At 58.1% G+C, this 24,711-nt stretch carries 25 protein-coding genes; 11 read left to right on the top strand and 14 right to left on the bottom strand.

The annotated features are described in order from the left end of the window. Window positions 1-50: 50 nt before the first annotated feature. From AC4FIA_RS10880 to AC4FIA_RS10870, 3 genes are all read left to right on the top strand, one after another. Window positions 51-749 (top strand): CoA transferase subunit A, encoded by a 699-nt coding sequence (locus tag AC4FIA_RS10880; protein ID WP_490365859.1) that lies wholly within the window; start codon window positions 51-53, stop codon window positions 747-749. A 19-nt stretch (window positions 750-768) separates the two neighbouring features. Next, window positions 769-1,398, top strand: coding sequence for a CoA transferase subunit B (locus tag AC4FIA_RS10875; protein WP_103908832.1), 630 nt, complete (start codon window positions 769-771; stop codon window positions 1,396-1,398). Between the two features lie 89 nt (window positions 1,399-1,487). Further along, entirely contained in the window at window positions 1,488-1,835 is a 348-nt protein-coding gene (locus tag AC4FIA_RS10870; protein ID WP_490365858.1) for a hypothetical protein, read from the top strand. 4 nt (window positions 1,836-1,839) lie between these two features. Here the strand turns inward: AC4FIA_RS10870 and AC4FIA_RS10865 are convergent, their stop codons facing one another. Continuing rightward, window positions 1,840-2,373: an adenine phosphoribosyltransferase gene (locus AC4FIA_RS10865; RefSeq protein ID WP_490365857.1), complete on the bottom strand. Its 534-nt coding sequence runs from the start codon at window positions 2,371-2,373 to the stop codon at window positions 1,840-1,842. 15 nt (window positions 2,374-2,388) lie between these two features. Then, complete coding sequence (locus tag AC4FIA_RS10860; protein WP_490365921.1) at window positions 2,389-3,255, bottom strand: S-methyl-5'-thioadenosine phosphorylase; 867 nt, start codon at window positions 3,253-3,255, stop codon at window positions 2,389-2,391. 190 nt (window positions 3,256-3,445) lie between these two features. Between AC4FIA_RS10860 and AC4FIA_RS10855 the strand changes: the two genes are divergently transcribed. Beyond that, window positions 3,446-5,056: a SulP family inorganic anion transporter gene (locus AC4FIA_RS10855; RefSeq protein ID WP_490365856.1), complete on the top strand. Its 1,611-nt coding sequence runs from the start codon at window positions 3,446-3,448 to the stop codon at window positions 5,054-5,056. 56 nt (window positions 5,057-5,112) lie between these two features. On the opposite strand, the gene AC4FIA_RS10850 is transcribed toward AC4FIA_RS10855, so the two are convergent. Beyond that, entirely contained in the window at window positions 5,113-5,718 is a 606-nt protein-coding gene (locus AC4FIA_RS10850; RefSeq protein ID WP_488049984.1) for a flavin reductase family protein, read from the bottom strand. A gap of 121 nt (window positions 5,719-5,839) precedes the next feature. On the opposite strand from AC4FIA_RS10850, the gene AC4FIA_RS10845 reads away from it, so the two are divergent. Together AC4FIA_RS10845 and AC4FIA_RS10840 are read left to right on the top strand one after the other, a co-directional pair. After that, a complete protein-coding gene (locus AC4FIA_RS10845) occupies window positions 5,840-6,334 on the top strand; it encodes a GNAT family N-acetyltransferase (protein WP_490365855.1) in 495 nt (164 codons plus the stop codon). A 49-nt stretch (window positions 6,335-6,383) separates the two neighbouring features. After that, a complete protein-coding gene (locus AC4FIA_RS10840) occupies window positions 6,384-7,133 on the top strand; it encodes an EcsC family protein (RefSeq protein WP_490365854.1) in 750 nt (249 codons plus the stop codon). Window positions 7,134-7,261: 128 nt separating this feature from the next. Here AC4FIA_RS10840 and ptsP read toward each other — a convergent pair whose 3' ends face one another. The 7 genes from ptsP to AC4FIA_RS10805 form a co-directional block, all read right to left on the bottom strand. Then, the gene (gene ptsP / locus AC4FIA_RS10835) at window positions 7,262-9,499 is read right to left on the bottom strand and encodes a phosphoenolpyruvate--protein phosphotransferase (RefSeq protein WP_488049982.1); all 2,238 of its coding nucleotides are present in this window, start codon (window positions 9,497-9,499) and stop codon (window positions 7,262-7,264) included. Between the two features lie 190 nt (window positions 9,500-9,689). Then, window positions 9,690-10,946, bottom strand: coding sequence for an aspartate kinase (locus AC4FIA_RS10830; protein ID WP_490365853.1), 1,257 nt, complete (start codon window positions 10,944-10,946; stop codon window positions 9,690-9,692). 111 nt (window positions 10,947-11,057) lie between these two features. Beyond that, window positions 11,058-11,702 carry an SDR family oxidoreductase gene (locus tag AC4FIA_RS10825; RefSeq protein WP_490365852.1) on the bottom strand — a complete coding sequence of 215 codons (645 nt, stop codon included), beginning with the start codon at window positions 11,700-11,702 and terminating at the stop codon, window positions 11,058-11,060. 72 nt (window positions 11,703-11,774) lie between these two features. Continuing rightward, window positions 11,775-12,209, bottom strand: a complete 435-nt coding sequence (locus AC4FIA_RS10820) for a DUF1178 family protein (protein WP_490365851.1) — start codon at window positions 12,207-12,209, stop codon at window positions 11,775-11,777. A gap of 110 nt (window positions 12,210-12,319) precedes the next feature. Further along, entirely contained in the window at window positions 12,320-13,531 is a 1,212-nt protein-coding gene (locus AC4FIA_RS10815) for a 3-deoxy-D-manno-octulosonic acid transferase (RefSeq protein WP_490365850.1), read from the bottom strand. Window positions 13,532-13,917: 386 nt separating this feature from the next. Next, entirely contained in the window at window positions 13,918-15,057 is a 1,140-nt protein-coding gene (locus AC4FIA_RS10810) for a glycosyltransferase (protein WP_490365849.1), read from the bottom strand. 85 nt (window positions 15,058-15,142) lie between these two features. Next, a complete protein-coding gene (locus AC4FIA_RS10805; RefSeq protein WP_490365848.1) occupies window positions 15,143-16,033 on the bottom strand; it encodes a LysR family transcriptional regulator in 891 nt (296 codons plus the stop codon). Between the two features lie 99 nt (window positions 16,034-16,132). On the opposite strand from AC4FIA_RS10805, the gene AC4FIA_RS10800 reads away from it, so the two are divergent. Further along, a complete protein-coding gene (locus AC4FIA_RS10800) occupies window positions 16,133-17,143 on the top strand; it encodes a four-carbon acid sugar kinase family protein (RefSeq protein WP_490365847.1) in 1,011 nt (336 codons plus the stop codon). Beyond that, window positions 17,140-17,826, top strand: a complete 687-nt coding sequence (locus AC4FIA_RS10795; RefSeq protein ID WP_490365846.1) for a FadR/GntR family transcriptional regulator — start codon at window positions 17,140-17,142, stop codon at window positions 17,824-17,826. The genes AC4FIA_RS10800 and AC4FIA_RS10795 overlap by 4 nt, the downstream gene beginning before the upstream one ends. Here AC4FIA_RS10795 and AC4FIA_RS10790 read toward each other — a convergent pair. Genes AC4FIA_RS10790 through AC4FIA_RS10775 form a run of 4 tightly spaced genes read right to left on the bottom strand, consistent with a single transcriptional unit; the run spans window position 17,823 to window position 21,935 of the window. Then, entirely contained in the window at window positions 17,823-18,938 is a 1,116-nt protein-coding gene (locus AC4FIA_RS10790) for an iron-containing alcohol dehydrogenase (protein ID WP_490365845.1), read from the bottom strand. The two genes, AC4FIA_RS10795 and AC4FIA_RS10790, sit on opposite strands and share 4 nt — an antisense overlap. Further along, entirely contained in the window at window positions 18,935-19,837 is a 903-nt protein-coding gene (locus tag AC4FIA_RS10785; RefSeq protein ID WP_490365844.1) for a dihydrodipicolinate synthase family protein, read from the bottom strand. Before AC4FIA_RS10785 ends, AC4FIA_RS10790 begins: the two co-directional genes overlap by 4 nt. After that, window positions 19,834-20,781, bottom strand: a complete 948-nt coding sequence (gene pdxA, locus AC4FIA_RS10780; protein ID WP_490365843.1) for a 4-hydroxythreonine-4-phosphate dehydrogenase PdxA — start codon at window positions 20,779-20,781, stop codon at window positions 19,834-19,836. Before pdxA ends, AC4FIA_RS10785 begins: the two co-directional genes overlap by 4 nt. Before the next feature lie 2 nt (window positions 20,782-20,783). Next, window positions 20,784-21,935 carry a sialidase family protein gene (locus AC4FIA_RS10775; RefSeq protein WP_490365842.1) on the bottom strand — a complete coding sequence of 384 codons (1,152 nt, stop codon included), beginning with the start codon at window positions 21,933-21,935 and terminating at the stop codon, window positions 20,784-20,786. A gap of 181 nt (window positions 21,936-22,116) precedes the next feature. Between AC4FIA_RS10775 and AC4FIA_RS10770 the strand changes: the two genes are divergently transcribed. The 3 genes from AC4FIA_RS10770 to AC4FIA_RS10760 all read left to right on the top strand — a co-directional run bounded on the left by AC4FIA_RS10770 (window position 22,117) and on the right by AC4FIA_RS10760 (window position 24,696). After that, entirely contained in the window at window positions 22,117-23,007 is an 891-nt protein-coding gene (locus AC4FIA_RS10770) for a DMT family transporter (RefSeq protein ID WP_490365841.1), read from the top strand. 186 nt (window positions 23,008-23,193) lie between these two features. Further along, window positions 23,194-24,159: an ABC transporter substrate-binding protein gene (locus tag AC4FIA_RS10765; RefSeq protein ID WP_490365840.1), complete on the top strand. Its 966-nt coding sequence runs from the start codon at window positions 23,194-23,196 to the stop codon at window positions 24,157-24,159. A 42-nt stretch (window positions 24,160-24,201) separates the two neighbouring features. After that, on the top strand, window positions 24,202-24,696 hold the full coding sequence (locus tag AC4FIA_RS10760) for a hypothetical protein (RefSeq protein ID WP_490365839.1): 495 nt from the start codon (window positions 24,202-24,204) through the stop codon (window positions 24,694-24,696). Window positions 24,697-24,711: the final 15 nt, after the last annotated feature.

The raw sequence follows: 24,711 nt of genomic DNA, 5'->3' as shown, positions 1-24,711 counted from the left end.
CAATGACCTGACGTCACAACCATGCCAGCTGATACGTCAGGGAGTTTCCGATGAAGAAAGTCTACAACTCCGCGGCTGAGGCACTGGATGGATTGCTGTTTGACGGCATGTTTATCGCATCTGGTGGCTTCGGGCTTTGCGGTATCCCCGAACTGCTGCTTGCAGCGATTAAAGAGGCAGGCACAAAAGATCTGACATTTGCGTCCAACAACGCAGGTGTAGACGATTTCGGGATCGGCATTTTGCTGCAAACCCGTCAGGTCAAAAAGATGATCTCGTCCTACGTGGGCGAAAACGCCGAGTTCATGCGCCAGTATCTGTCGGGCGAGCTTGAGCTTGAGTTCAACCCGCAAGGCACCTTGGCCGAGCGTATGCGCGCAGGCGGTGCTGGCATTCCGGGTTTCTACACCAAAACCGGCTACGGCACGCAGATTGCCGAGGGCAAAGAGGTCAAGGAATTCAACGGCGAAAACTATATTCTGGAAACAGGATTGTTTGCCGATCTGTCCATCGTGAAGGCATGGAAAGCCGACACAACGGGCAACCTGATCTTCCGCAAGACAGCGCGTAACTTCAACCCGCCTGCCGCGATGTGTGGCAAGGTCTGTGTGGTCGAGGTAGAGGAAATCCTGCAGCCGGGTGAACTCGATCCGGATCACATCCATCTGCCGGGCGTCTACGTGCATCGCATCATCAAGGGCGAGCATGAAAAGCGCATCGAACAACGTACAACGCGGCCAGCGGCCTGAACCCGAAGGAGTATGATGAATGCCTTGGGATCGTAACCAAATGGCGGCCCGCGCCGCGCAAGAACTTGAAGACGGCATGTATGTGAACCTCGGCATCGGTATCCCGACGCTGGTGTCCAACTACATCCCCGAAGGTGTCGAAGTGACGCTTCAGTCCGAAAACGGCATGCTTGGCATGGGCCCGTTTCCGGTTGAGGGATCAGAAGACCCCGATCTGATCAACGCAGGTAAGCAAACCATCACCGAACTGCCCCACACGGCCTATTTCGACAGCGCGACATCCTTCGGGATGATCCGTGGCGGCAAAATCGCCATGGCCATTCTGGGCGCTATGGAAGTTGCCGAAAACGGCGATCTGGCAAACTGGATGATCCCCGGCAAGCTGGTCAAAGGCATGGGCGGCGCGATGGATCTGGTGGCCGGTGTGCGCCGTGTGGTTGTGGTTATGGACCACACCAACAAGCACGGTGAATCCAAGCTGCTGAAAGAATGCACCCTGCCGCTGACAGGGAAAAGCGTGGTGGACCGCGTGATCACCAACCTTGGTGTTCTGGATGTGGTCGAAGGCGGTCTGAAGATCGTCGAATGCGCCGACGGGGTGACCGAAGAAGAGCTTCGGGCCGCGACCGAGGCGACCATCATCGACTAAACAAATTCGGGGGCCGCTTGGCCCCCTTATTTTTGGATTGGCAGGGATCAGATGCCAATCTGGTGAACAGAAATCAAAGGGGCTGGCCTGTGAAAAAGCTCGTGCTGACGTTTATTCTGGCGTTTGCCAATGCGGCCCACGCGGCGCCTTCGTTTCTGTTGCTGTTCGACGAAACCGATCTTGCGCCGCCATACCATCAGCGTTGGACCGCAACGCCCGCTGATTTTAACTGGGCAGAGGTGAATGGCGCGGTATCGGATGCCAGCCGCCATGAAGTCTATATTCGTGGCGACGGCAAAAAAGGCGATTTCTACGGGGTTCTATATCTGGACTGTGTGACGCCGCAGTATTCCGAGTGGCTGGTGTCAGGCGGCTATCTGACAGAAACCGATGTTCCGGCAGAAGCCATTGCCAAATTACGCCAGGAACTGTGCTGACGGCTTAAAGGCCTTCAAACGCGCACAGCGCGTGCACGTCCATCCCCAAACCTTCCAGCCGCTTCCGACCACCCAGATCGGGCAGGTCGACAACAAAGGCGCAGCCGATGATTTCGCCGCCCAGACGTTCAACCAGCTTGATGCCTGCCTCGGCGGTGCCGCCGGTGGCCAGAAGATCATCTACAATCAAAACCTTCTCACCCGGCTGGATCGCATCGTCGTGCAGTTCGACGACCGCTTCGCCGTATTCCAGTTGATAAGCTTGTGAAATCACCGCGCCGGGCAGTTTGCCTTTCTTGCGGATCGGGACAAAACCGACAGACAACTGATGTGCAATCGCACCGCCAAGGATAAAGCCGCGTGCCTCTAGGCCCACGACCTTGTCAAAGCGCACGCCGGCATAGGGATGAAGCAGTTGGTCGATCGCGATGCGGAAGCCGCGCGGATCGCCAAACAGGGTTGTCACATCGCGGAACATGATCCCTTCGTGGGGGAAATCGGCGATGGTGCGGATATAGTCTTTAACGGTTTTCTGCATGTCTATCCCTCGGAATTACAGCACGCGGCCTGCCACAGCATCCAGTTTGGCCACAAGCCCCGGATCGCGTTTTTCCGGTGCGGTCATGATCGCGTATTCCAGCGCAGTGTCGCAGCCGTGGGGGCAGGGGGCATGTGTACCTGACAAGTCTTGCGTCAGCGCATGGATGGTGGCGCGGGCATTGGCGGCGTTGGCCTGCATCACGCGGATGACGTCAGACACCTCGACCGCGCCGTGGTCAGGGTGCCAGCAATCGTAATCCGTGACCATGGCGATAGGCGCATAGCAAATCTCGGCCTCGCGGGCGAGTTTTGCTTCGGGCATGTTTGTCATCCCGATCACATCCGCGCCCCAATGATCGCGGTACATACGGCTTTCGGCCAGCGTGGAAAACTGCGGGCCTTCCATGGCCAGATAGGTACCATTGGCGTGCAGTTTGACGCCCGTCGTCGCGGCGGCCTTCGCGACTTTTTCCGACAGCGACCCACAGGTCGGATGCGCGACCGAGACATGCGCAACGCAGCCGGAACTGAAGAAACTGGACGCACGGTGGCGGGTGCGGTCGATAAACTGATCCACCATAACAAAATCACCGGGCGCCATATCTTCGCGGAACGATCCGCAGGCCGAGACCGCCAGAATGTCTGTCACGCCTAGCCGCTTGAGCGCGTCGATGTTCGCGCGATAGGGCACGTCCGAGGGGCTGTGCACATGGCCACGGCCATGACGCGGCAGGAACGCCATGTCGATCCCGTTCAGCGTGCCGGTCAGGATCTGATCCGAAGGCGCACCCCACGGTGTTTCGACGGTCTGCCATTCAGCGCCTTCCAGCCCGTCGATGTCGTACACTCCGGACCCGCCGATTACCCCAAGCCGCATCATCAAACCCTTTCGTTGCTTGGCCCCTTTGTGCGGTGTGCCTGCGCGTCGCGCAAGGGTGACGCAATTCTGCACGCAACGTACGGTCATTATGATGCAGTCCCGCGTTATTCCGATAGGAGGGGTGGAAATCTGGGTGATATGCCACTAGACGCGGCCCGAACCCAAAGATCCCATCACGACAGGATAGCCCATGGCCCGCGCCCTTCTGGCACGTTTTGCCGATCAGTTTTCGCTGAATGAACTTAACCTGCTGCCGACGGAAAAACTGACCCCGTCGCGCCTGAAGACCGAGGTGCTGTCCGGTCTGACCGTTGCACTCGCGCTTGTTCCCGAAGCGGTGGCCTTTGCCTTTGTGGCGGGCGTGCACCCGCTGGTTGGCCTTTATGCTGCGTTCATGGTGGGTCTGATCACCGCGTTGATCGGCGGTCGTCCGGGTATGATTTCCGGTGCGACGGGTGCTTTGGCCGTTGTGATGGTAGCTTTGGTAGCGCAGCACGGCGTTGAATATCTGTTTGCGACAGTAGTTCTGATGGGCGCATTGCAGATCATGGCCGGTTCGCTGGGCTGGGGTAAGTTCATCCGCCTTGTGCCGCATCCCGTTATGCTGGGCTTTGTGAACGGTCTGGCGATCGTGATTTTCCTTGCCCAGATGACGCAATTCCAGATGCCTGCCGCTGATGGTAGCGGCCCGGAGTGGCTGTCGGGACCGAAGCTTTACATGATGCTGGCGCTGACGGCACTGACCATGGCGATCATCTGGGGCTTGCCGAAAATCACCAAAATCGTGCCTGCGCCCTTGGCCGGTATCGCCATCACAGCGGCGATTGTGATCGGCTTTGGCATCGACGTGCCGCGCGTGGGCGACATGGCATCCATCCAAGGTGGCCTGCCGCAGTTCCACATTCCAGCCGTTCCGATGACCTTTGAAACGCTGGAAATCATTCTGCCCTACGCAATTATTCTGGCGGCCATCGGTCTGATCGAAAGCCTTCTGACCCTGAACCTTGTGGGTGAGATCACCGGCAAGAAAGGCGGCGCGTCGCAGGAATGTGTGGCCCAAGGTATCGCCAATACGGTGACCGGTTTCTTTGGCGGCATGGGTGGTTGTGCGATGATCGGTCAGTCCATGATCAACGTGAAATCCGGTGGCCGGACGCGCATCGCGGGCACGGTTGCTGCCGTCTTCCTGCTGATCTTCATCCTGTTCGCCTCGCCCTTGATCGAACTGATCCCGCTGGCCGCACTGGTTGGTGTGATGTTCATGGTTGTGATCGGCACATTCGCGTGGAATTCGTTGAAAATCCTGACACGCGTTCCGCGCATGGATGCCTTTGTGATCCTGCTGGTAACAGTAGTGACGGTTCTGGAAGACCTTGCTGTCGCGGTTGTCGTCGGCGTGATCGTATCGGCGCTGGCCTATTCGTGGAACAACGCGCGCCGTATCCGCGCCAAGACGCACGAGACACCGGAAGGCGCCAAGGTCTACCAGTTGGAAGGCCCGCTGTTCTTTGGTTCGGCTGAGGGTTTTGCCGAACTTTTCAACCCGCAGAATGACCCTTCTTTGGTTATTGTTGATTTCCAAGACAGCCGCGTTGTTGACCAATCCGCCCTTCAGGCGATTGAAGCTTTGGCCGCAAAATACGAGGCCGAAGGCAAACGCATCGAACTGCGTCACCTGTCGCGCGACTGCCATTGGCTGCTGAAGAAATCCGGCCATCTGGTCGTCGAAAGCGATGACGATCCGGATTACGAAGTGGCCGTGGATTACGGCGTCCGGACCGGTATTCTGGGCGGACACTAAAACAAAAAGCGCGCCTGATCTCAGGCGCGCTTTTTCAAATCTGATGGCGATATCTTTTACTCGCCCGGGCGCTTCAGTTCGAACTTTTCGCGCACGACCGTGTAGTCGCGATATCCCATGCGCGACAGCGGGTTATACGTCATCACATCAAAGATGCCGTCCACGATGCAGTCGTCGCGCATATGGACGCCGATGACCTCGCCAAAGACTGCAAAATTCGTTTCGCCTTCCAGTCGGACAATCTGGGTCATCCGACATTCCAGCGACGCAGGTGCACCCTCGACTCGGGAGCAGGCGATTTCGCTGCATTCTGCCTTGGACAGGCCTGCCAGTTCGAATTCGTCCGTTTCCTTATCCCATGCGCCGGATGTCTTGTTCATCGCATCGCGCATTTCGTACTGCACGATGTTCACGCAAAACACGCCGGTGTCACGGATGTTGGCCACCGTGTCTTTGGTGTCGCCACGGTCGGGTTTGGCGGATGTCGAGGCGAACATCACCTGCGGCGGCGTATAGGCGACAGCGTTGAAGAACGAATAGGGCGCAAGGTTTTCCGACCCGTCGCTGCCACGCGTGGAAATCCAGCCGATCGGGCGGGGGGTTACGATGGCGTTGAACGGATTGTGAGGCAGGCCGTGGCCTTCGGTGGGACGATAGAACACTGTATTCTCCCTTTTCGGTCCGGTAGCGGTTTGAAGCTGACCGGCCCTCGTGTTAGTCGCGAATTCGGGCGCAGGATGCACGATCCCGCCCGAGATACAATGACCTGCCGGAGCAAATCAGGTGTTCACGCTTGCACAGGAAAAGCCAGAGGATTGGTGGGAGGTCGAAGCCCTCTACGATCACTGCTTTGCGCCTGGCCGGACGGCGCTGTCATCCTACCGCTTGCGGGACGGGGTCGCGCCTGTGTCCAACCTGTGTCTGGTCGCGCGCGACGAGGTCGGGCAGGTGGGCGGCGCCATCCGCTACTGGCCAATCCGCGTGGGCGGCGTGAAATCGCTGCTGCTGGGGCCTGTGGCTGTACACCCGATTGCCCAAGGCGAAGGTCTGGGGGCCTTGTTGATCACCAAAAGCCTTGAGGTCGCGCGTGACGACTGGGACCGTGTTCTGCTTGTAGGCGACGCGCCCTATTACAGCCGGTTCGGGTTCCAAAAACTTGACGGGGTCGAAATGCCACCGCCGACCAACCCCGACCGTATTCTTGGCTATCCGCTAAAGGACGGCGCGTGGAACGGCATCAAAGGCAAGGTCCGCAAGGCGAAGCCGCCTCTGACTTGAAAACCAACCGTTTCGTCCCGATCTTTGATCTAGCCCGAGAGGAGAGATCATGACCGGTACTGCGTTGGTGTCTGTGAATGTTGATCAGGAAATTATCGACCTTGCCCGTCGGCACAAGGCGGCAGGGGGCGTTGGGCTTCAGGTTCTGAATATCGTCGGTGGGCAGGCCGAGAACCTGCTTGAACGTCTGCCGGATGGTGTGAAGAACCGGCTTGAAGATGCCACAACCAAGGCGCTTGAGGTGGCCATGTCGGCCGCGCACCAGTCGCGCGGCGTGGTCAAGGATCAGCAGTCATGGCTGAATACTGCTCTGGCGACAGCGATGGGCGCCGCTGGCGGCGCAGGTGGATTGCCGACAGCTTTGGCAGAATTGCCTGTCACAACGACTGTTTTGCTGCGGGCCATTCAGGGCATCGCGCACGAATACGGTTTTAATCCCGCTGACCCTGAAATCCGGAAAGAATGCTTGCTCGTCTTCGGCTCGGCGGGGCCATTGGCGGATGACGACGGCGCAGATATGGCGTTTCTGTCGGCGCGTGTGACCCTGACAGGTGCAACGGTGCATGGCATCATCGCGCGGATTGCTCCTCGGTTGTCGGTCGTGTTGGGGCAGAAGCTCGCGGCGCAGACAGTTCCGATATTGGGCGCGGCGGCGGGGGCTGCGACGAACTATGCCTACACCAGCTATTATCAGGAAATGGCGCACGTCCATTTCAGCCTACGCGCCCTTTCCCAGAAATCCGGCCACAGCCGCGAAGCGCTGGTCGAGCGCATGAAGATCGCGACGAAAAATCTGTAGGCCATTAACCCGTCATTAGGGTTAATCACTCAAATTGAAGACGGATCAAAACGATCCGTACCAGAGCGGGAATAGCGCTACTGGAACGCGTCACTGGCCTGAATGGCAGTTGGAACCGCGTTGTTCTATCACGTCCGGTCGCGAAGGTATTCCATCACGGCCGGACGTACCGACTGCGCCCCCTCATTGCGGGCCTTGTCGATCACGGCTTTCACTTCGCCAAGGTCATGGCGCATCAACAGATGCTTGACCGGACCAATCGACGCCGGTCGCATGGACAGACAGCGCAGGCCAATCGCCGCAAAGCAAAGCGCTTCGATCGGACGGCCAGCGTCCTCGCCGCAGAACGACAGATGCGTGTCCGTTTCGGCGCAGCGGTTGATGATCTGTTCCACGAACGTCAGGAACGATGTGTTCAACGTGTCATAGCGGCGGCGCACCCGTTCGTTTTCGCGGTCCGCTGCAAAGAAGAACTGTTTCAGATCGTTGCCGCCAATCGACAGAAAATCGACGTTCTCAAAGAATGTGGTTGGCGCATAGGCAAGGCTGGGCGTTTCCAGCATGGCGCCAATCTTGATGTCGCTGGGCACAGCATGACCAAGCCGCTTTTCGCGGGCGATGGTTTTGTCCACCTCGCGACGCGCGGCATAGTATTCATCCGACTGCGCAACAAAGGGGAACATGATCGTCAGGGGGCGGCCATCAGCAGCCCGCAAAAGCGCCTGAAGCTGCATCTGCATGACGCCCGGTTTGTCCAACCCCACACGGATCGCACGCCAGCCCAACGCAGGGTTTGGTTCGTCGTTGGGCTTCATATAAGGCAGCACCTTATCTGACCCGATATCCAGTGTCCGGAACACCACGCGTTTGCCGTCTGCTGCATCCAGAATGCGTTTGTAAAGCGCGGCCAGTTCCGTGCGCTTGGGCATCTGGTTACGCACCAGAAACTGCAGCTCGGTCCGGAACAGGCCAACGCCCTCGGCGCCCGAGGATTCAAGGCTGGGCAGATCGGCCATCAGGCCGGCGTTCATGTGCAACTCAATCCGTGTGCCACAAGCGGCCTTGGCGGGAATGTCGCGGATGGATGCGTAGCGCTCCTGTGCCTTTGCGGCCATGGCGATCTTGTCGCGGAAGGCCGAAACAACGGTGTCGTCGGGGCGCAGGTGGACGATGCCCTGATCGCCGTCGATCATCAGGTGATCGCCGTTCAGCGCGCGTGTCGTAATGCCGCCCGCGTGAATAACGAGCGGAATAGCCAAGGCACGCGCGACAATCGCTGCGTGGCTGCCGACCGATCCCTCTTCCAGCACGATGCCGCGCAGGTTCCGGCCGTATTCCAGCAATTCGCCCGGACCGATGTTGCGCGCGATCAGAATGGGGTTTTCCGGCATTTCCGCGCCCGTATGATTGCCCTGTCCCGTCAGAATGCGCAGCAGCCGGTTCGACAGATCGTCCAGATCCTGAAGACGTTCACGCAAATAGGCGTCGTTGACCTGCATCAGGCGGGCTTTGGCGGCGGATTGTTCTTTTTCAACGGCTGCTTCGGCAGACAGTCCGCGGCTGATGTCTTCCTCCATCCGGCGCAGCCAGCCTTTGGAATTGGCAAACATCCGGTAGGCTTCCAGCACCTCGACCTGTTCGGGATCAGAGGCCGAGGCCAGCAGATCGTCTACACTGATCCTCAGGGCGTCTACGGCCTTGTGCAGGCGGTCGAGTTCCGTGTCCGGATCATCGGCCACAAGGTTTGTCACAACCACACGCGGTTCGTGCAGCCAGACATAGCCTTCGGCGGCGCCTTCCTGACCGGACGTGCCCCGGATCAGTTCCGGTTGCGTGTGACGGGCTTTCAGCGCGGCACCTTCGCCAACGAAGGCACCCAGTTCGGTCATCTCAGCCAGAACCATGGCGACAACTTCCAGCGCATAGACTTCGTCGGCTGTGAATTCACGCTTGGTTTTCGACTGTACGACCAGAACGCCCAGCTTTTCGCCCAGACGCTGGATCGGCACACCCAAGAAACTGGAATAAATCTCTTCCCCAGTTTCCGGCATGTAGCGGAAACCACGTTCAGACGGCGCATCGGCGGTGTTGACCAAAGATCCGGACTTGGCGACGCGACCAACCAGACCTTCGCCCATACGCATGCGCGTCTGGTGGACCGCTTCGGCCTTCAGACCTTCGGTGGCACAGAGTTCAAGGGTTTCTTCGTCGCGGAACAGATAGATCGAGCATACCTCGGTTCCCATGGAATCCGCGGTGAGGTGCGTAATCTTGTCCAGTCGTTCCTGCCCAGCAGCCTCTTCGGCCATGGTATCACGCAGACGTCCGAGCAGTTTACGACTTTCGCTTTCGGAACGGTCCGGCATGCTTAGTCCTTTTTTCTCCGGATAACAGCTATAGGCGAGGAGACGGTACTAGGAAAAGGGATTGCGTGAAAAAACACACGCATAAGATGTAGTGCTTTTGTGCTATGCGCGTATTTGTGCGCGAAATTGAATAAAAAATAGAATTTAGGGTCTGCTGCAGGCGAAATGCCCGCAGCAGGGAATGTCATGCTTAGGCTTTTTCCAGTTCGAACGCGTCATGCAGCGCCTGTACGGCCAGCTCCATGTACTTGCGTTCGATCAGGACCGAGATCTTGATCTCGGAGGTTGCGATAACCTGAATGTTGATGCCTTCGTCGCTGAGAACTTTGAACATCTTGGCCGCAACACCTGCATGGCTGCGCATGCCGATGCCGACAACGGACACCTTTGCGACCTCTTCGACGGTATCCAGACGGTCGTATTTCAGAACGCCGGATGCCTGCGCTTCGGCCAGCGCCTTTTCCGCGCGCTTAACCTGATCAACTGGGCAAGAGAACGTCATGTCGGTGACGCCGCCTTCGTGGCCCTTGTAGTTTTTCTCGGACACGTTCTGAACGATCATATCGACGTTCACACCGGCATCGGCCAGCGTGCCAAAGATGGACGCCGCGATGCCCGGACGGTCTTCGACGGTCACGAGGGTCATCTTGGCCTCGTCACGCGAAAAGGCCACACCGGCCACTACATTCGATTCCATGATATCCTCCTCGTCGCAGACCAGCGTGCCTGCCTCATCGGATTGTTCTTCAAAACTTGAAAGGACGCGCAGCTTGACCTTGTAGCGCATGGCCAGCTCGACGGAACGGGTTTGCAGAACCTTGGCACCCAAGGATGCCAGTTCCAGCATTTCCTCAAACGCGATGCGATCCAGCTTGCGGGCTTTGGCGCAAACACGCGGGTCTGTGGTGTAGACGCCGTCAACGTCGGTGTAGATGTCGCAGCGTTCGGCGTTAAAGGCAGCAGCAAAGGCAACCGCCGTAGTGTCGGAACCGCCGCGGCCCAGCGTTGTGATGCGGCCTTCGGGGCTGATCCCCTGGAAGCCTGCAACCACAGCAACGCGCATGCCTTCGTTGAATTTGCGAGTGATGTTTTCAGACGGGATGTCTTCGATACGGGCGGCGCCGTGGGCGTCGGTGGTCATGACCGGAACCTGCCAGCCCTGCCAGCTGCGCGCCGGTACGTCCATTTCCTGCAGCGTCAGCGCCATCAGACCGGCCGTGACGTTTTCACCCGAGCTGACAACGGCATCGTATTCACGCGCGTCGTACAGCTGCGAGGTTTCGTTCACAAAACCCACCAGTTTGTTGGTTTCGCCTGACATGGCAGACACGATAACGATGACATCGTAGCCTTTGGCCACTTCGACACCCACACGTTTTGCAGCACGCTTGATACGATCAAGCGTTGCAACCGATGTGCCGCCGAATTTCATCACGAGAACGGGCATAAGCGTCTCCCGGGGAAAGAATCAGCGGCGGTTTACGCCGCACCCCAATCAGGCGCAAGCCTATGCAGAATTTTGGCGGGTATAATGCGTCCAAACAGGCGCAGGTCAGGCTTAGAAAACGTGGGGGCTGCCATCCCAGTTTTCAAAGCATCCGGATTTCGCCATCGACAGATCGTTGATCCGGTCTCTCAGACCCAAAGCGGCCTCGTCGACTTCGATGTCGGCATCCGAGCCGCCCATTTCAGTGATGACCCAACCGGGGTGATAGATGCCCACGCTGATGGTGTCCTTTGCCAGATCCTTGGCAAGGTTGCGACCGAGGTTCAGCGCCGCCGCTTTGGACGCGCGGTAGATATAGCTGCCGCCCGGCGCGCGTTCTTGTGACGCCATGGTCGATGAAATGATCGCGATCTTCCCAGCCGATGATTTCCGCAGGTTTGGCAGCAATGCCTGAACTGTCAGGAACACACCGGTGACATTCACCGCAAAGGTATCTGCCCACATGTCGGCAGGGTATCCGTTTTCCAGCGATTCATGTTTGTCGAAATAAACGCCCGCGTTGCAGACCAGCGCATCGACCGGATCAGGCCCGATCCGCGTTGCAAAGGTGCGGACCGAATTCGGATCAGTCACATCAAGCGGAAGATAGCCTTCGACATCGCGTGCAGTGCCCACAACATCCGCGCCGGATGCCTGCATGACCTTCATCAATTCGTGGCCGATGCCGCGATTTGCCCCTGTAATAACGACGCGCATCCAAAAATCCCTTCGCTCAAACTGCCACTAGTGACACCCGAGCAGGGCGGAAAGACAAGCAAAACCGTCTTTTCAGTTGCTTTTGCGGGTCGGAACAAAGGGAAGCGGCGCGACATTGATCCCGTCTTCGATCAGCTTCTTGGCCTCGTCGGGCTTGGCTTCGCCCCAGATCGGACGTTCAGGCGCATCGCCCAGATGCATATCGCGCGCCTGACGGACAAAATCCTTGCCGACGTAGTCCGAGTTCTTCTCGACATGCTCTTTCAGCGCCGCGACCGCCTTTTCAAAGTCGGTCGGCGCTGTGGATGTCGGTGCCTGTTCAGGCTCGGGTGCGCTTTTGGATTTGCTGGCAACGCGCGGCGCCATCAGGGATTTCTCAACCGCGTTCGACCCGCAGACACCACAGGCCAGATGCCCTGCGGATTGCAGCTTTTCGAAAGCGGCGGCTGACTGGAACCAGCTGTCGAACTGGTGGCCCTCAGCACATTTGAGCGCGTATTGGATCATATCGTCACGTGTTATGGCTGACCGTTATTGATAAACCGTCTGCGGCTACCTTCAAGAAATCTATGCTGTTTCGATGCCGATTTGTAGGGATCTGCATCGTTTTGTTGCACTTACTCGGGCAGTTGCGCGACCAGATCGGCAACTAACCCGTCAATATTTGTAACGGCCCTAAGCGCATTTTGTGCAGCAATTCCCGCCTTTTCCTGCGCGTTCTCAGCATCAAGGCTGGTGAGCGCCTCGGCCAGTTGATCAGCGGTTTCCACGCAAATTGCGGCGTTGTTTTGTGCCAGCCGGTCATAGGCCGATGCGAAATTGCCCGTGTCGGGACCGTGTATCAGGGCGCAGCCAAAGTAGGCTGGCTCATATGGCGTGTGGCCGCGACGGTCGGTCAGGCTTCCGGCGATAAAAACCCGTCCCGCCTGACGATACCAGTTCGGCATCTCGCCCATGGTATCCGCCAAAAGAACCGAGGCCGCGTGGCTGTCGCCTGTTGAACGGCGTGCGCAGTCCAGCCCCTTTTCGGCAATCATTTCGGCGATCTGATCGGCGCGGTGCGGGTGTCTCGGGGCAAGGATCAGACGCAGCTCGGGATTGATCCGGCGGGCTTTGACATGTGCTTCAAGAACGATGTCTTCTTCGCCTTCGTGGGTCGACGCGGCAAGCCATGTCACCGCGCGGGGGTAATCCGCAACGATTTGGGGGTCCCGTTTGGGCAGGGTTTGCGGGTCATAGTAGGCTTTCAAATCGGCCACAGGTCCGCGCGCGTCCTGCGGCAGGCCAAGTTCGCTCAGGCGGTCAAGCGATGCCGCATCCTGACCGCTGACCCATTGGATGTTGGTCAGAACCCGTTCTGCAAGCTTGGGGAAACGCGCCCATCCTTTCGCTGTGCTTTCGGTCATGCGCGCGCCCAACACCAGCGTTGGAAACGGAGCGATCAGCACACGATTGGGCCAAAGCTCGGCCTCCATCGTGATGTGGGCCACAAAGTCTCGGCCCTTCCAGAACCTGCGCAAGGCGTGTCTTAAATCCAGCGGGGCAAGCACAGCCGCATATCCCAAGGCACGGGCCAGCGCGACGCCGGTTGCGGTGTTGCAGGTCACGAAAATCGACAGATCGGGGCGTTTTTCCTGCAACTCGGTGATGACCGGCAGGGAAGATGCCAATTCGCCGTTTGATGCAGCGTGCAGCCAGATGTGCGGCCCCTTCGGACGCGGACCGCCAAAGCCCAACCGTTCGCCTGCGTCGGAAAACTTTCCTGATACCAGCGCTTTAGCGAGGGTGATCAATGCGAAAATTGAAATCAGCAGGCGGTAAATGGCCATCATCAGCCCTTTTTGCGGTTTGACGCTGATTAGCGTGAATTGTCGTGCTGAGAAAGCCTCAGCGCGCCCAGAATGGCCTTCTGTGGGTAAGTTTGACTGAATCCAATAAGCTGAGATTGCTACAGCTCGTTCTTCATGTGGATGAAATTGCGACGCTTCGGGATGAGGCTATGACTGAGGCCGAGGTTTACTATCAGATAGTCAATCTGATGATTTGCATAGCGCGTATTTAGCCCCATTTGGTTTCATATACACGATCAAACCACAGAAATATCCACAAGCGATTTCAATGGTTTCTATGGTAATTCCCTTATCACGACGGGCAAAGTGGCGTCACTCGGCCAAGAAGCCGGTAAATCAATGCTTTGCAGGAAGGTGCTAAAGTCTCAGCGATTTGCCAGCGTGCGCTGAATTTCTGCTTCCAGTTTTTTCAGCAGAATGTCGTTGTCGAAACGCTGTTCGGCGACCGTGCGTGCGTCGAGTGCCATTTGCGAACGGTTGGGCGCGGCAAAGGCCTTGGCGATGGCTTTGGTAAAGCCCGGTTGGTCGTATTCATCCACCAGAAAACCGGTGCGGCCTTCGTCGATTGCCTCGGGGATGCCGGCGTGGTGCGTGGATACTGTGATACAGCCGCAGGCCATGGCTTCTTGGATGGCGGTGGGCAGGCCTTCGGTGTTGCCGTCTTTTGCGGTGACAGAGTGCTGCAAAAAGAACTCGGTCGTTGCCAGCACTTTGCGGACCTCTTCATGTGACTGGGCCCCGTGGAAATTGACGCGATCCGCAACGCCCAACTGGGTGGCCAACGCCTTGGTGTCGTCAAACAGCGGGCCGTCCCCGATGAAATCCAGCGTTGCTTCGGGAATGTCGCGCGTGGCTTCGGCAAAGCTTTGCAAGGTCGTCAGCGGGGCCTTCTTTTCGACGAACCGCCCAACGGCCAGACAGGAGTTCGGGCGCTTTTCGGCAGGTTGAAAGCGGCGCACATCCACGCCGGACGGAATGACATGGGCATTCTTATGCCGCACACCATGGCGGGCGAGATTATCAAGCAGGAATTGCGAGACCGAGAAGACGCCAGCCAGACGCGGCATCATCAACCGGTAGGCGCGCTGGATGCGTTTGGATTGCAGCGCTTTCGACGCATCCGTGCCGCGATAATACGTGAAGATTGGGATCGCCAGTTCGTTGGCCAACGGCGCCAGCGCAAGCGCCTGCGTGCCGAACTCAGCCAAAATAACCTCAACACGTTCGCTTTCCAGAAACTCAGCCAAGGCCCGCTTGCCGGACCCGAAGGGCAGGCGCGATGTAGCATGGGCGACGTTGTTCCAAAGCGCCCAGAATGGCAGGCTGATCAGGTCTTCGCCCGTCAGTTTCGACCGGCGCACGAACAGGGGCTTGCCATAGGGGTCTTCGCCGTTGCTGCGACCTGCGATCACGACGGTATTGCCCCCGAAAAGGTGGGCGATATGCCGGTTGATGAAGGTTTCCCCCATGACGTGATAGTCCGAGGTGCCAATCGCTGCGCGCATCTGTGTCTTCCGTTCGCAAAACTCTTGCGCCCCATATCAATTGGGGGCGTCGGCGACAATCATGTGATGTTTGCTGGATGGCGGATCAGTTCTGAAATGTCGCCTCGATCAGGGCAGCGACCTCGGCGATGATCGGATCGGGTTCTTTCGGACCCAACGCCATGTACATGTCGGCGGTTGCATCCATCGGTTGCTCGATTTCGCGAATGACGGTGTTTGCTTGGGCGATCTTGCGGTTGCAGGCAGGAACAATGCTTAGGCCAAGTCCCTGATTTACAAGGGACATAATCGTGTGGCTTTGCGAAACGGAAAATCGTAGGCGTGGCGACACGCCCTGCGCATTCAACATCCCCTGAACAATCCCGATCAGAAATCCGCCGCGATCCGCGGAAAAGCCGATAAAGGGTTCGTCGTCCAGATCCCTCAGGCTGACATCTTCCTTTTCGGCCAGCGGGTGACTTCGCGGGATGGCCAGAACCAGCCCTTCTGACCAGATTTTGCGAAGAGGCAGGGACAAGCGACGCTTGGGAAGACGAAAAATCCCGATGTCGAGAGTGCCCGCCATCAGCGCTTCGATCTGCTCGTAGGTCAGCATTTCGCGCAAGGTCAGTTGAACGCCGGGCAGGGCCTCTTGCAGCTTTTCAACGACTTGGGGGATCAGTTCGATCGCGGCTGACGGCACGAATCCAAGGCTGATTGCGCCCACTTCGCCCAGTTCGGCCTGCCGCGCATAAAGCGTCGCGTTTTCTGTGCGCATCAGGATATCGATGGCATCAACCAAAAGCCGCTTGCCCGCTGCGGTCAACCGAACCGACCGGTTGGTCCGATCCAAGAGCTTGACACCCACCTCATGTTCCAAGAGCGCGATTTGCCGTGACAAGGGCGGCTGCGTCATATTCAGGCGTCGCGCCGCGCGTGTAAAATTCAGTTCTTCTGCGACGGCAACGAAAGACCGAAGGTGGGTCAGATCGATCATGAAAACATCCCCCTTGTGTGGCTTGGATGTTGTAAAAAATTTCGCAAGATGTAAATCTACAGATGAGAAAAATATCAATAAAAGAAGTATCATAGAGAATTGTCTGAACAAATTGGCAAATCCCGGTGGCTGATCGTTGCTGATGACCTGACGGGCGCACTGGATTCGTCCGCGCCTTTTGCCTTGGCTGGCCGTCGCGTCTGTGTCGCAAGCGGGCCGGATGCGCTGCTGGATGCCTTGAATAGCGGGGCTGACGTGGTGGCGGTTTCAACCCGTTCGCGGGAAATTCCGGCAGAACAGGCGCGGTCGGTTATGGCGCAGGTTGTCGCGCAACGCCCCGATGATATGCGGCTTTTCAAAAAGGTCGACTCGCGCCTGAAGGGTCATATCGCGGCCGAGCTTTCGGTGTTGCCGGACGTGCCGTTTTTGGTCGCGCCTGCCATTCCCCAATTCGGGCGTGTGGTGCGTGATGGATGTGTTGACGGCTTTGGTGTTTCTACGCCTATCCCGATTGCGCCGGTCATCGGGCGGCAGGCAATCATTCCGGATACACTTTGCGATGCGGATATCGCCAAGGCCGTCGACGCGGCGCCGAGCGATACGATCTTTGTCGGTGCAATGGGGCTCGCGCAGGCTTTGGCGGGGCCCGCAACGATCAAGCCGCAGGTTTTAAAGGGACGTATCGGAATGGCGATCGGATCGACGGATCCGATCACGCTGGAGCAGCTTGATATTTTGCGCGGTGCCGGTGTGCCGGTCATCTCTGCGCCCGGCGGCGTTTGGGCGGGCGATGTTCCTGATCAGAGGGCGTCCGTTCTACACGCCAGTGATGACGGTGTTGCGCATGACCGCGCCGAGGTGGCTGCGCGATTTGCCGCGTCTGCCTCTGCATTTTTGGAAGGACACGACAGCCTTGTTCTGTCAGGAGGAGCAACGGCAGAAGCTGTGTTGGATGCTTTGGGTATGGAGCTGCTGGAAATGGTGGGCGAGGCCCTTCCGGGTTTGCCGGTCTCACGGGCGAACGGGCGTTTGATCGTCACAAAATCCGGAGGCTTCGGCGCGCCGGACAGCTTGCATCGATTGATACAAGAGGCAAAGATCGCGGAATGATTGAGAAGCGGCGCAAAAACCTGTCGGATGTTGTTTTTGACAAGATGTATCGTGCGATCAAGTCGGGGGCATATACCGATGACGAACGTCTGCCGACCGAAATGGATCTGGCCAACGAAATGCAGGTGTCGCGTCCGGTCATCCGAGATGCCCTTCGCAAACTGCGCGAACAGGGCCTGATCTATTCGCGGCAGGGGTCGGGCAGCTATGTGCGCCAGCAGGGACTGCGCGATCCATTGGGGTTTGGCGAATTGGCAAACCTTGGCGATTTGCGTCGCTGCTATGAATTCCGTCTTGTGCTTGAACCCGCAGCGGCCAGATTGGCGGCGGAACGTAGATCAGACGATCAGCTGTCCAGCCTGCACGACGCGCTGGAGATCATGCGCGATGCAACGGCGCGGAACCGTCATCGCGAAGATGCGGATTTCCAGTTCCACCATGCCATCGCCGAGGCGTCGGGCAACACGTATTTTTCTACCGCCCTGGATGCCTTGAAAAGTCATATCGCGGTCGGGATGCAGTTCCACGGGCGGTCGCTCAAACTGACGGCGGGTGGCTTGGACCACGTCTATGGCGAACACAGATCGATTTATCAGGCGATTGCGGATCACGATGGCGAAACTGCCGAAACGCTGATGCGCAAACACCTTGAAGGATCGCGTGACCGCCTGTTCGACGGCTAAAGCGCTGATTTGTAGATCGCTTCGACCTGATCAATGCTCATGTCGCGGGGGTTGTTGTCCATCAGGCGACGAATGGCATGCGCCTCTTCTGCCCATGACCGCAGATCACCCTCGGTCGCGCCATGATTGCCCAGCTTCATATCGACGCCCAGCGATGCGCAAAAGGCGTGGGCCTCGGCGCTTACATGCTCTGTGGTGGCACCGGCTTTCAGCCCCAAGAAGGACAGCACTTCAGCGGTCTTTTCAGGACGCTCCGGCTGATTGAACGCCAGAACATGGGGAAAGATCAGCGCATTCGCCAGTCCGTGGGGCAGGTGCAGACGGGTGCCAAGCGGGTATGCCAGCGCATGACCTGCGGCCGTATTCACGGGGCCAAGGCAAATGCCGCCGTAATAGCTTGCCAGCATCATGCCTTCGCGCGCTTCGGTGTCAGAGCCGTTCTCGACCGCACGTCGCAGGTATTTCCCGACAAGGCCGATGCCCATACGGGCATAGCTGTCGATCATGTCATGCGCGTTTTTATTGGTGAAGGCTTCCACGCAATGGGCCATAGCATCAATTCCGGTCGCCGCGGTTACGGCGGCGGGTACTGAAATCGTCAGTTCGGGGTCCAGAACGGCAAGGTCCGCCCCCATGAACGGGCTCTCGACGGCCATTTTGGCTTGGGTTTCGGAATTGGTGACAAGGGCGCGAATGCCAGCCTCGGATCCGGTTCCTGCTGTGGTCGGGATCAGGGCAAGACGGCTCAGGCGCTTGGCCACTTTGTTGGGGCCAATCACATCTGTCAGGTTCTGGCAGCGGTCCCAGAGAACGGCAACCAGCTTGGCGATGTCCATCACCGATCCGCCACCAAGACCGATGATCAGGTCGGGCTTCAGTTTGCCCGCAACATCCAGCGCACGTTCAAGTGCGCGATCATCCGGTTCGGGCGGGATATCATCGTAAACCGTGACTGAGCCGCTTAGGCCAAGGCTGGCGACCTTATCGCGCAGAATATCAACTGTCAGAACCAGCACGCGCTGGGCGTCGCCCGCCCATGCGCCGACGGTCGCGACCGAGCCTGCACCAATTTCAAGGCGGGCGGGTTGGTTGATTGTGATCTGCCGGTTCATGCCTGCCCCTCGCCAAGTTGTGTCATCTGCGCCCAAACGTTGTCGCGCTCCGCGTCGCTGAGCGGAACCAGCGGTGCCCGCAGGTTCAGCCAGTCATTGTTCCCCCGACGACGGGCAACCATCGTTTTTACTGTGGGCAACTGGACGTAGGCATTGGTCAGAGTCCGCCAGTCATTGATGTGGTCCTGGGCTTTTGTGACAATCTCTGCATCGCCAGACTGCCAGTTGTCCCAAATTTGACGCAGGCTGTCGGCGCGAAGATTGGAGGTCGCCGTGATGCAGCCTGCGCCCCCCGCTTGTAGCAGGGGAAGGAGGAGGGGATCAGCGCCAGCCAGAACCGAGAACCCCGGAAAGCGCTGGATCATGGCTTTCATGTTCTCGATGTCGCCGGCACTGTCTTTGATACCAACGACGGTGTCCGGAAACGCGTTCAAAAGCCGGTCGATCAGATCGTGCGACAGCGGCACCTGTGTGACCTGCGGGATGTGATAAAGCACAATCTTCAAACGGCTATCCGCGACGCCTTTGATCACGTCGGAATAGAACCGGAACAGGCCGTCGTCGCTGACCCCTTTGTAGTAGAATGGAGGAAGCAGAACACAGCCCAAGACGCCATTGTCGACGGCATGGCTGGTCAGTTCGATGGTCTCGGGCACATTACAGGTCGATGTGCCGGGCAAAAGCTGATTGCCCGCAACTCCAAAGCCTTTTGCGGCATCAAGCAGGGCTTTGCGTTCACTGACCGAGTAGCTGTTTGCTTCGCCCGTGGTGCCCAAAAGGGCAATGCCATGGCAACCTTCGTCCAGAAGTGCGCGACAATGTTCTGCAAACAGCTCAAGCCGGACATGTCCATCTGTGCCCACGGGCGTTGTGGCAGCGCTGAAAACACCTTGGATCATGTGTTTTTTCCTTCCACTAGACGTCGGGCGTAGGCGATCGCCTCTTGCATGTTTCCGTGGTCCGCAACCCCAGTGCCCGCGATGTCAAAGGCGGTGCCGTGGTCAACTGATGTGCGATCAATCGGCAGACCGACAGACACGTTCACGGCCGTATCAAAGGCCACCAGTTTGATTGGGATGTGGCCCTGATCGTGGTAGTTCGCGATGACCAGATCAAACGCGCCGTTGTGGGCGCGGGCAAAGACCGTATCGCCCGGAATGGGGCCGGTCACATCAATGCCTTCGGCCTGTGCTGCCTTAACGCCGGGGGCAATCAACTTGTCGTCTTCATCGCCGAACAGCCCGCCTTCGCCGCAATGGGGGTTCAGGCCCGCCATAGCAATGCGCGGGGCTTTAATGCCGATGCGCTTCAGGTGGTCGTTACCCGCGCGGATCGTTTCAAGGACGCGTTCGGGCGAGGTGCGCGCAATCGCCTCTTTCAGTGACACATGGGTCGATGTGTGGATGACCTTCAGGCGCTCGGACGCAAGGATCATCCATGCGCCTTTCTGCCCCGTCAACGCGGCCAGCATGCCTGTGTGGCCGTCATAGTGGTGGCCAGCCGCATTCAGCGCGGCCTTATTGATCGGTGCGGTGACAATGCAGCCGATTTCGTCGTTCTGCGCGGCGCGGACCGCCGCTTGGATAAAATGAAACGCCCCGTCGCCCGCGCGTTTGTCTTCAACGCCGAAGGGCAGCGGCGCGCCTTCGACGGGGATGTCGGTCAATGCATAGTCGGTGTCGGGCGACAGGCCGGTCTGCACGACCTCTTCCGCGGCCATAAGCGTTTCGCGGTTGCCAAAGACACGGGTTTGGGCGCGGTCCTCCGCGCTCATTTCCGCCAGCGCCTTCAGTGTAATTTCGGGGCCGACGCCTGCGGGGTCGCCCATGGTAATGCCAATCATCTTCAAACCTTCAGTTCATCCGCCGGAACGCGCAGGTGTGCAATGGCCCGCCGGTGGTAAGTAAAGCATACGTCGATGTCGCCATTCGGCGCCTCATCCAATGCAGGGTATGATAGTTCGTGGTTGCGTCCATCTTCGCTGTCGTTGGACAGGCAGGTGCCGGGGCCGTCCATCAGCATGATCCGGTCAGGAAAGCTGTGGCCGCCGTCGCTGGACAGGGCAAGGATCAGAGGCGCGCGCCGAACGCCCCAAATGGCATCGCAGCCGCCATCGGCTTCGGGCCGTTCATCGTCATAGAGTTCGTCATAAAGCGATGCGCGGCGGCTGGGGTCCATTGCGGCGTTGGTGGGGTTGCACACCATTGCGATCCGGCCGTCCGACAGTTTCCGCACGCCGATGGAGCTGTTGTTGTTCGGGACGTCCGTTGGCTGCGGGCTGGTCCAGCTTTCGCCGCCATCGGTGCTTTCGCAGCGATAGACGTAATCCGCCTGTCTGCGGCGGAAAAAGGCGGCGTAGTGGTCTGGGCCCAGCGGAACCAACGTCATGTGCACGCAACCGACCGAGTCCGGAACCTCAACGCGCCGCCATGTTTCGCCGTTGTCAGCGCTGATCGCAACGGATGCGGTGTCGTGGCGGCCTGTCCAGCGCGCTCCGGGGCTGTGGGTGCAGTGAAACAGCGGCAAAAGCCACGCGCCATCTGACCGGATTTCGGGGCGGGCGCGCACGAAACTGCCTAAGGGCAGCGGAAGTGCGCGCGTCTCGCTGTTCAGGTCGCGCATCTGAATGGTGCACCGGTCCTGATTGCCGCCCGGCTGTGCCGTATGGATCAACAGATGCCGCCCGTCAGGCGCATCGAACAGAACCGGGTTCTGTTCTGAATGATCGGGATCATTGGTAAGCTGTTCCGCGTCGGACCATTGTCCGTTTTCCAGCGTCGATTTGTGGATGCAGATATCTGCTTTGCCCTCAAGCCCACCAGCAAACCACGCACAAGTCAGGTTGCCGTCAGTTCCACGAAGCAAGAAGGCCGCGTGGTTCTGAACGCGCGGGGATGGAAGGAAGGCAAGCTGCCGCCCGCCACCTGCGGGCCGCAACGCGCCATCCATATGTTTGGCGATGCTTTCCGGGGTTGTGGGTGGTGGTTCGGGAATCATGTCTTCTCAATCCTGAATTTTTGTTGATAAGGGTCAATTGATTTAAAAGTTGTCAAGTTGATAGATTTGTAAATTGAGGGAAAATTGGTAAATTTATCGTTTTAAAACAAGCAAAGTCAATGACTTGTTTTCGTGACGATTATTTTGATGATTTTTTGTGTTTACAAATATGATGATATGAATGTTTTCTCTGATTGCTGACTGGAAGGACACGCATTTGGAGCGAAACGCACTAATAGGGGTAGCGATCATGTTGGTCGTCGCGGTCGCGAATACGATTGATACTCTGATCGTACGTGTCCTTGCCGGGCAGGTTTCCCCGTTTTTTATGGCTTTTACGCGCGCCGCCTTCGGGCTGCTGGCGATGCTGCCATGGATTTTGCGTCGTCCTGAAATTCTGGTGACACGCCGCTACGGGTTGCACCTGCTGCGCGCGGGATTGAAGCTTGCGTCGCTTTTGCTGTTGTTCCTTGCTTTGGCGCAGGCGCCCTTGGTGATGGTCACGGCCATCGGCTATGCCGCGCCGGTATTCGTGTCGATCGGGGCATGGATCGTCTTGCGGGAACGCCCGCGGGCATTGCGGATCTTGGCGGTCATTATCGGATTTGGCGGCGTTCTGGTGCTTCTGAACCCGCGCGGTGCATCGTTTGAGCCAGCCCTGTTGTTCGCCTTTGCATCGGCTTTGTTGCTGGCTGCGATCCAGTTGATGCTCAAGGTTATGGGTGCGCGGGAAAGCAGCGAGACGCTGGTCGCGTGGAACCTGATTGCCACCGTTCCGATTGCGTTGATCCCGGCGATTTGGTTCTGGGCCACGCCAACGCCGGTCGAATGGGCACTGCTGGCATTGCAGGGGGCAATAGGGGCGTTCAACCAGCTGATGGTGACGCGCGCATTTCAGTATGCCGATGCCTCTTTGATCGCGCCCATCGACTTTATCCGGCTTCCGTTGATCGCGGCCGCCGCTTGGTGGGTTTTCGGCGAAACGGTCGGGATGACCGCTTGGATCGGGTCCACGATTATTCTGGTGTCGACCATTCTGATGGCGCTGAGCACGCGGAGGATTTCTGCATGAGCACAATGCCTCGAATGAGCCAAATGATACCTACAACGCATCACTGTAATTCAATTTTGGGGATATCACACAGGAAGCAATCCTTGTGAATCACCGGCGTCGGTCAGGGAGGACAGGCGCAACAAGGATCCCGCCGGGCAAGCAGCAGCCCGGAGTGAGGGACAGCTGCACAGAGGAGGAAAGTTAATGAATTTAAAAGCTTGTCTTAAGGGAACGGCGCTGGCGATGGTCGTGGCTTTGCCCGCCATGGCGCAGGATAACTCGGTCACCGTCGTACTGTCGGAAGAGCTTGACCTGGTTGATCCGTGCATGTCCTCGCGGTCCAACATCGGTCGCGTCGTTTTACAGAACATTGCCGAGACGGTCACCGAAATGGTGCCCGGTCAGGGCCTTCAGCCGCGCCTTGCGACCGAGTGGGAAGACATTGGCGGCGGCACGTGGCGCTTCCACCTGCGTGAAGATGTAACCTTCCACGATGGCAGCGCTTTTGATGCCGAAGATGTGGCGCATTCCATCGCCCGTACAACCGGCGACAAAATCGTGTGCGAGATCGGCGCCAAGTATTTCGGCGGCATGGAGCTGACCACAAATGTTGTGGATGCGAACACCATCGACATCACTGCAAACCCCGCGCAGCCGATCCTGCCGCTTCTGATGTCCACAATGACAGTGGTACCGGCGGAAACAGCGGTCGACAGCTTTGTCACCACGCCGGTTGGCACAGGCCCCTACACATTTGACGAATATAACGTCGGCCAGAACATCAAACTGTCGGCAAACCCGAACTACTGGGGTGACCAGCCTGCGGTTCAGTCCGCAAACTACGTCTTCCGGTCTGACAGCGCGGTTCGCGCCGCCATGGTTCAGACAGGCGAAGCGGACATCGCGCCAAATATCGCACTCCAGGATGCGACCAACGACGCCATGGATTACTCCTACCCGAACTCGGAAACGGTGTACCTGCGCGTTGATCACGATGTTGCGCCGTTGAACGATGTGCGCGTGCGTAAGGCTCTGAACCTTGCGGTAGATCGCGAAGCATTTGTGGGTACCATCCTTGCCAACGGTACATTGCTGGCCACAGGCATGACGCCGCCGTCGACCATCGGTTACAACACGGACCTGACGCATTACGCCTATGACCCCGAGTAGGCCAAAGCGCTGCTGGCAGAAGCCAAGGCAGATGGTGTCGATGTGGATCAGGAAATCACACTGATCGGTCGGACAGGCAACTTTGGCAACGTGCTGGAAACCATGGAAGCGCTGACAGCGATGTTCCAGGATGCCGGTTTCAACATGAAGCTGGAAATGTACGAAGTCGCCGAATGGGAGAACTTCTACTCCAAGCCCTTCGCCGAAGATCGTGGCCCGCAAATGGTTCAGGCACAGCACGACAACGCCAACGGCGATCCGGTGTTCTCGATGTTCTTCAAATACGCCTGTGACGGTCTTCAGTCCGGCGTGTGCGATGAAAAGATCGACAGCATGATTGCGGATGCGACAGCATCCGTTGGTGCCGAGCGCGAAGCCAAGTGGAAAGACCTTTTTGCCTATATCCACGAAGAAAACGTGACAGATGTCTTCCTGTTCCACATGGTTGGCTTCAGCCGCGTAGGCGAACGTCTGGACTTTGAACCGACGATCAAGACGAACTCCGAGCTGCAGTTGGCTCAGATCTCGTTCAAGTAAACGCAAGATCAGAGG

It is taken from the genome of Thalassococcus sp., assembly GCF_982780845.1.
Note: the sequence above shows the minus strand (reverse complement) of the source record. Positions and strands in the feature narration are given on the sequence as shown.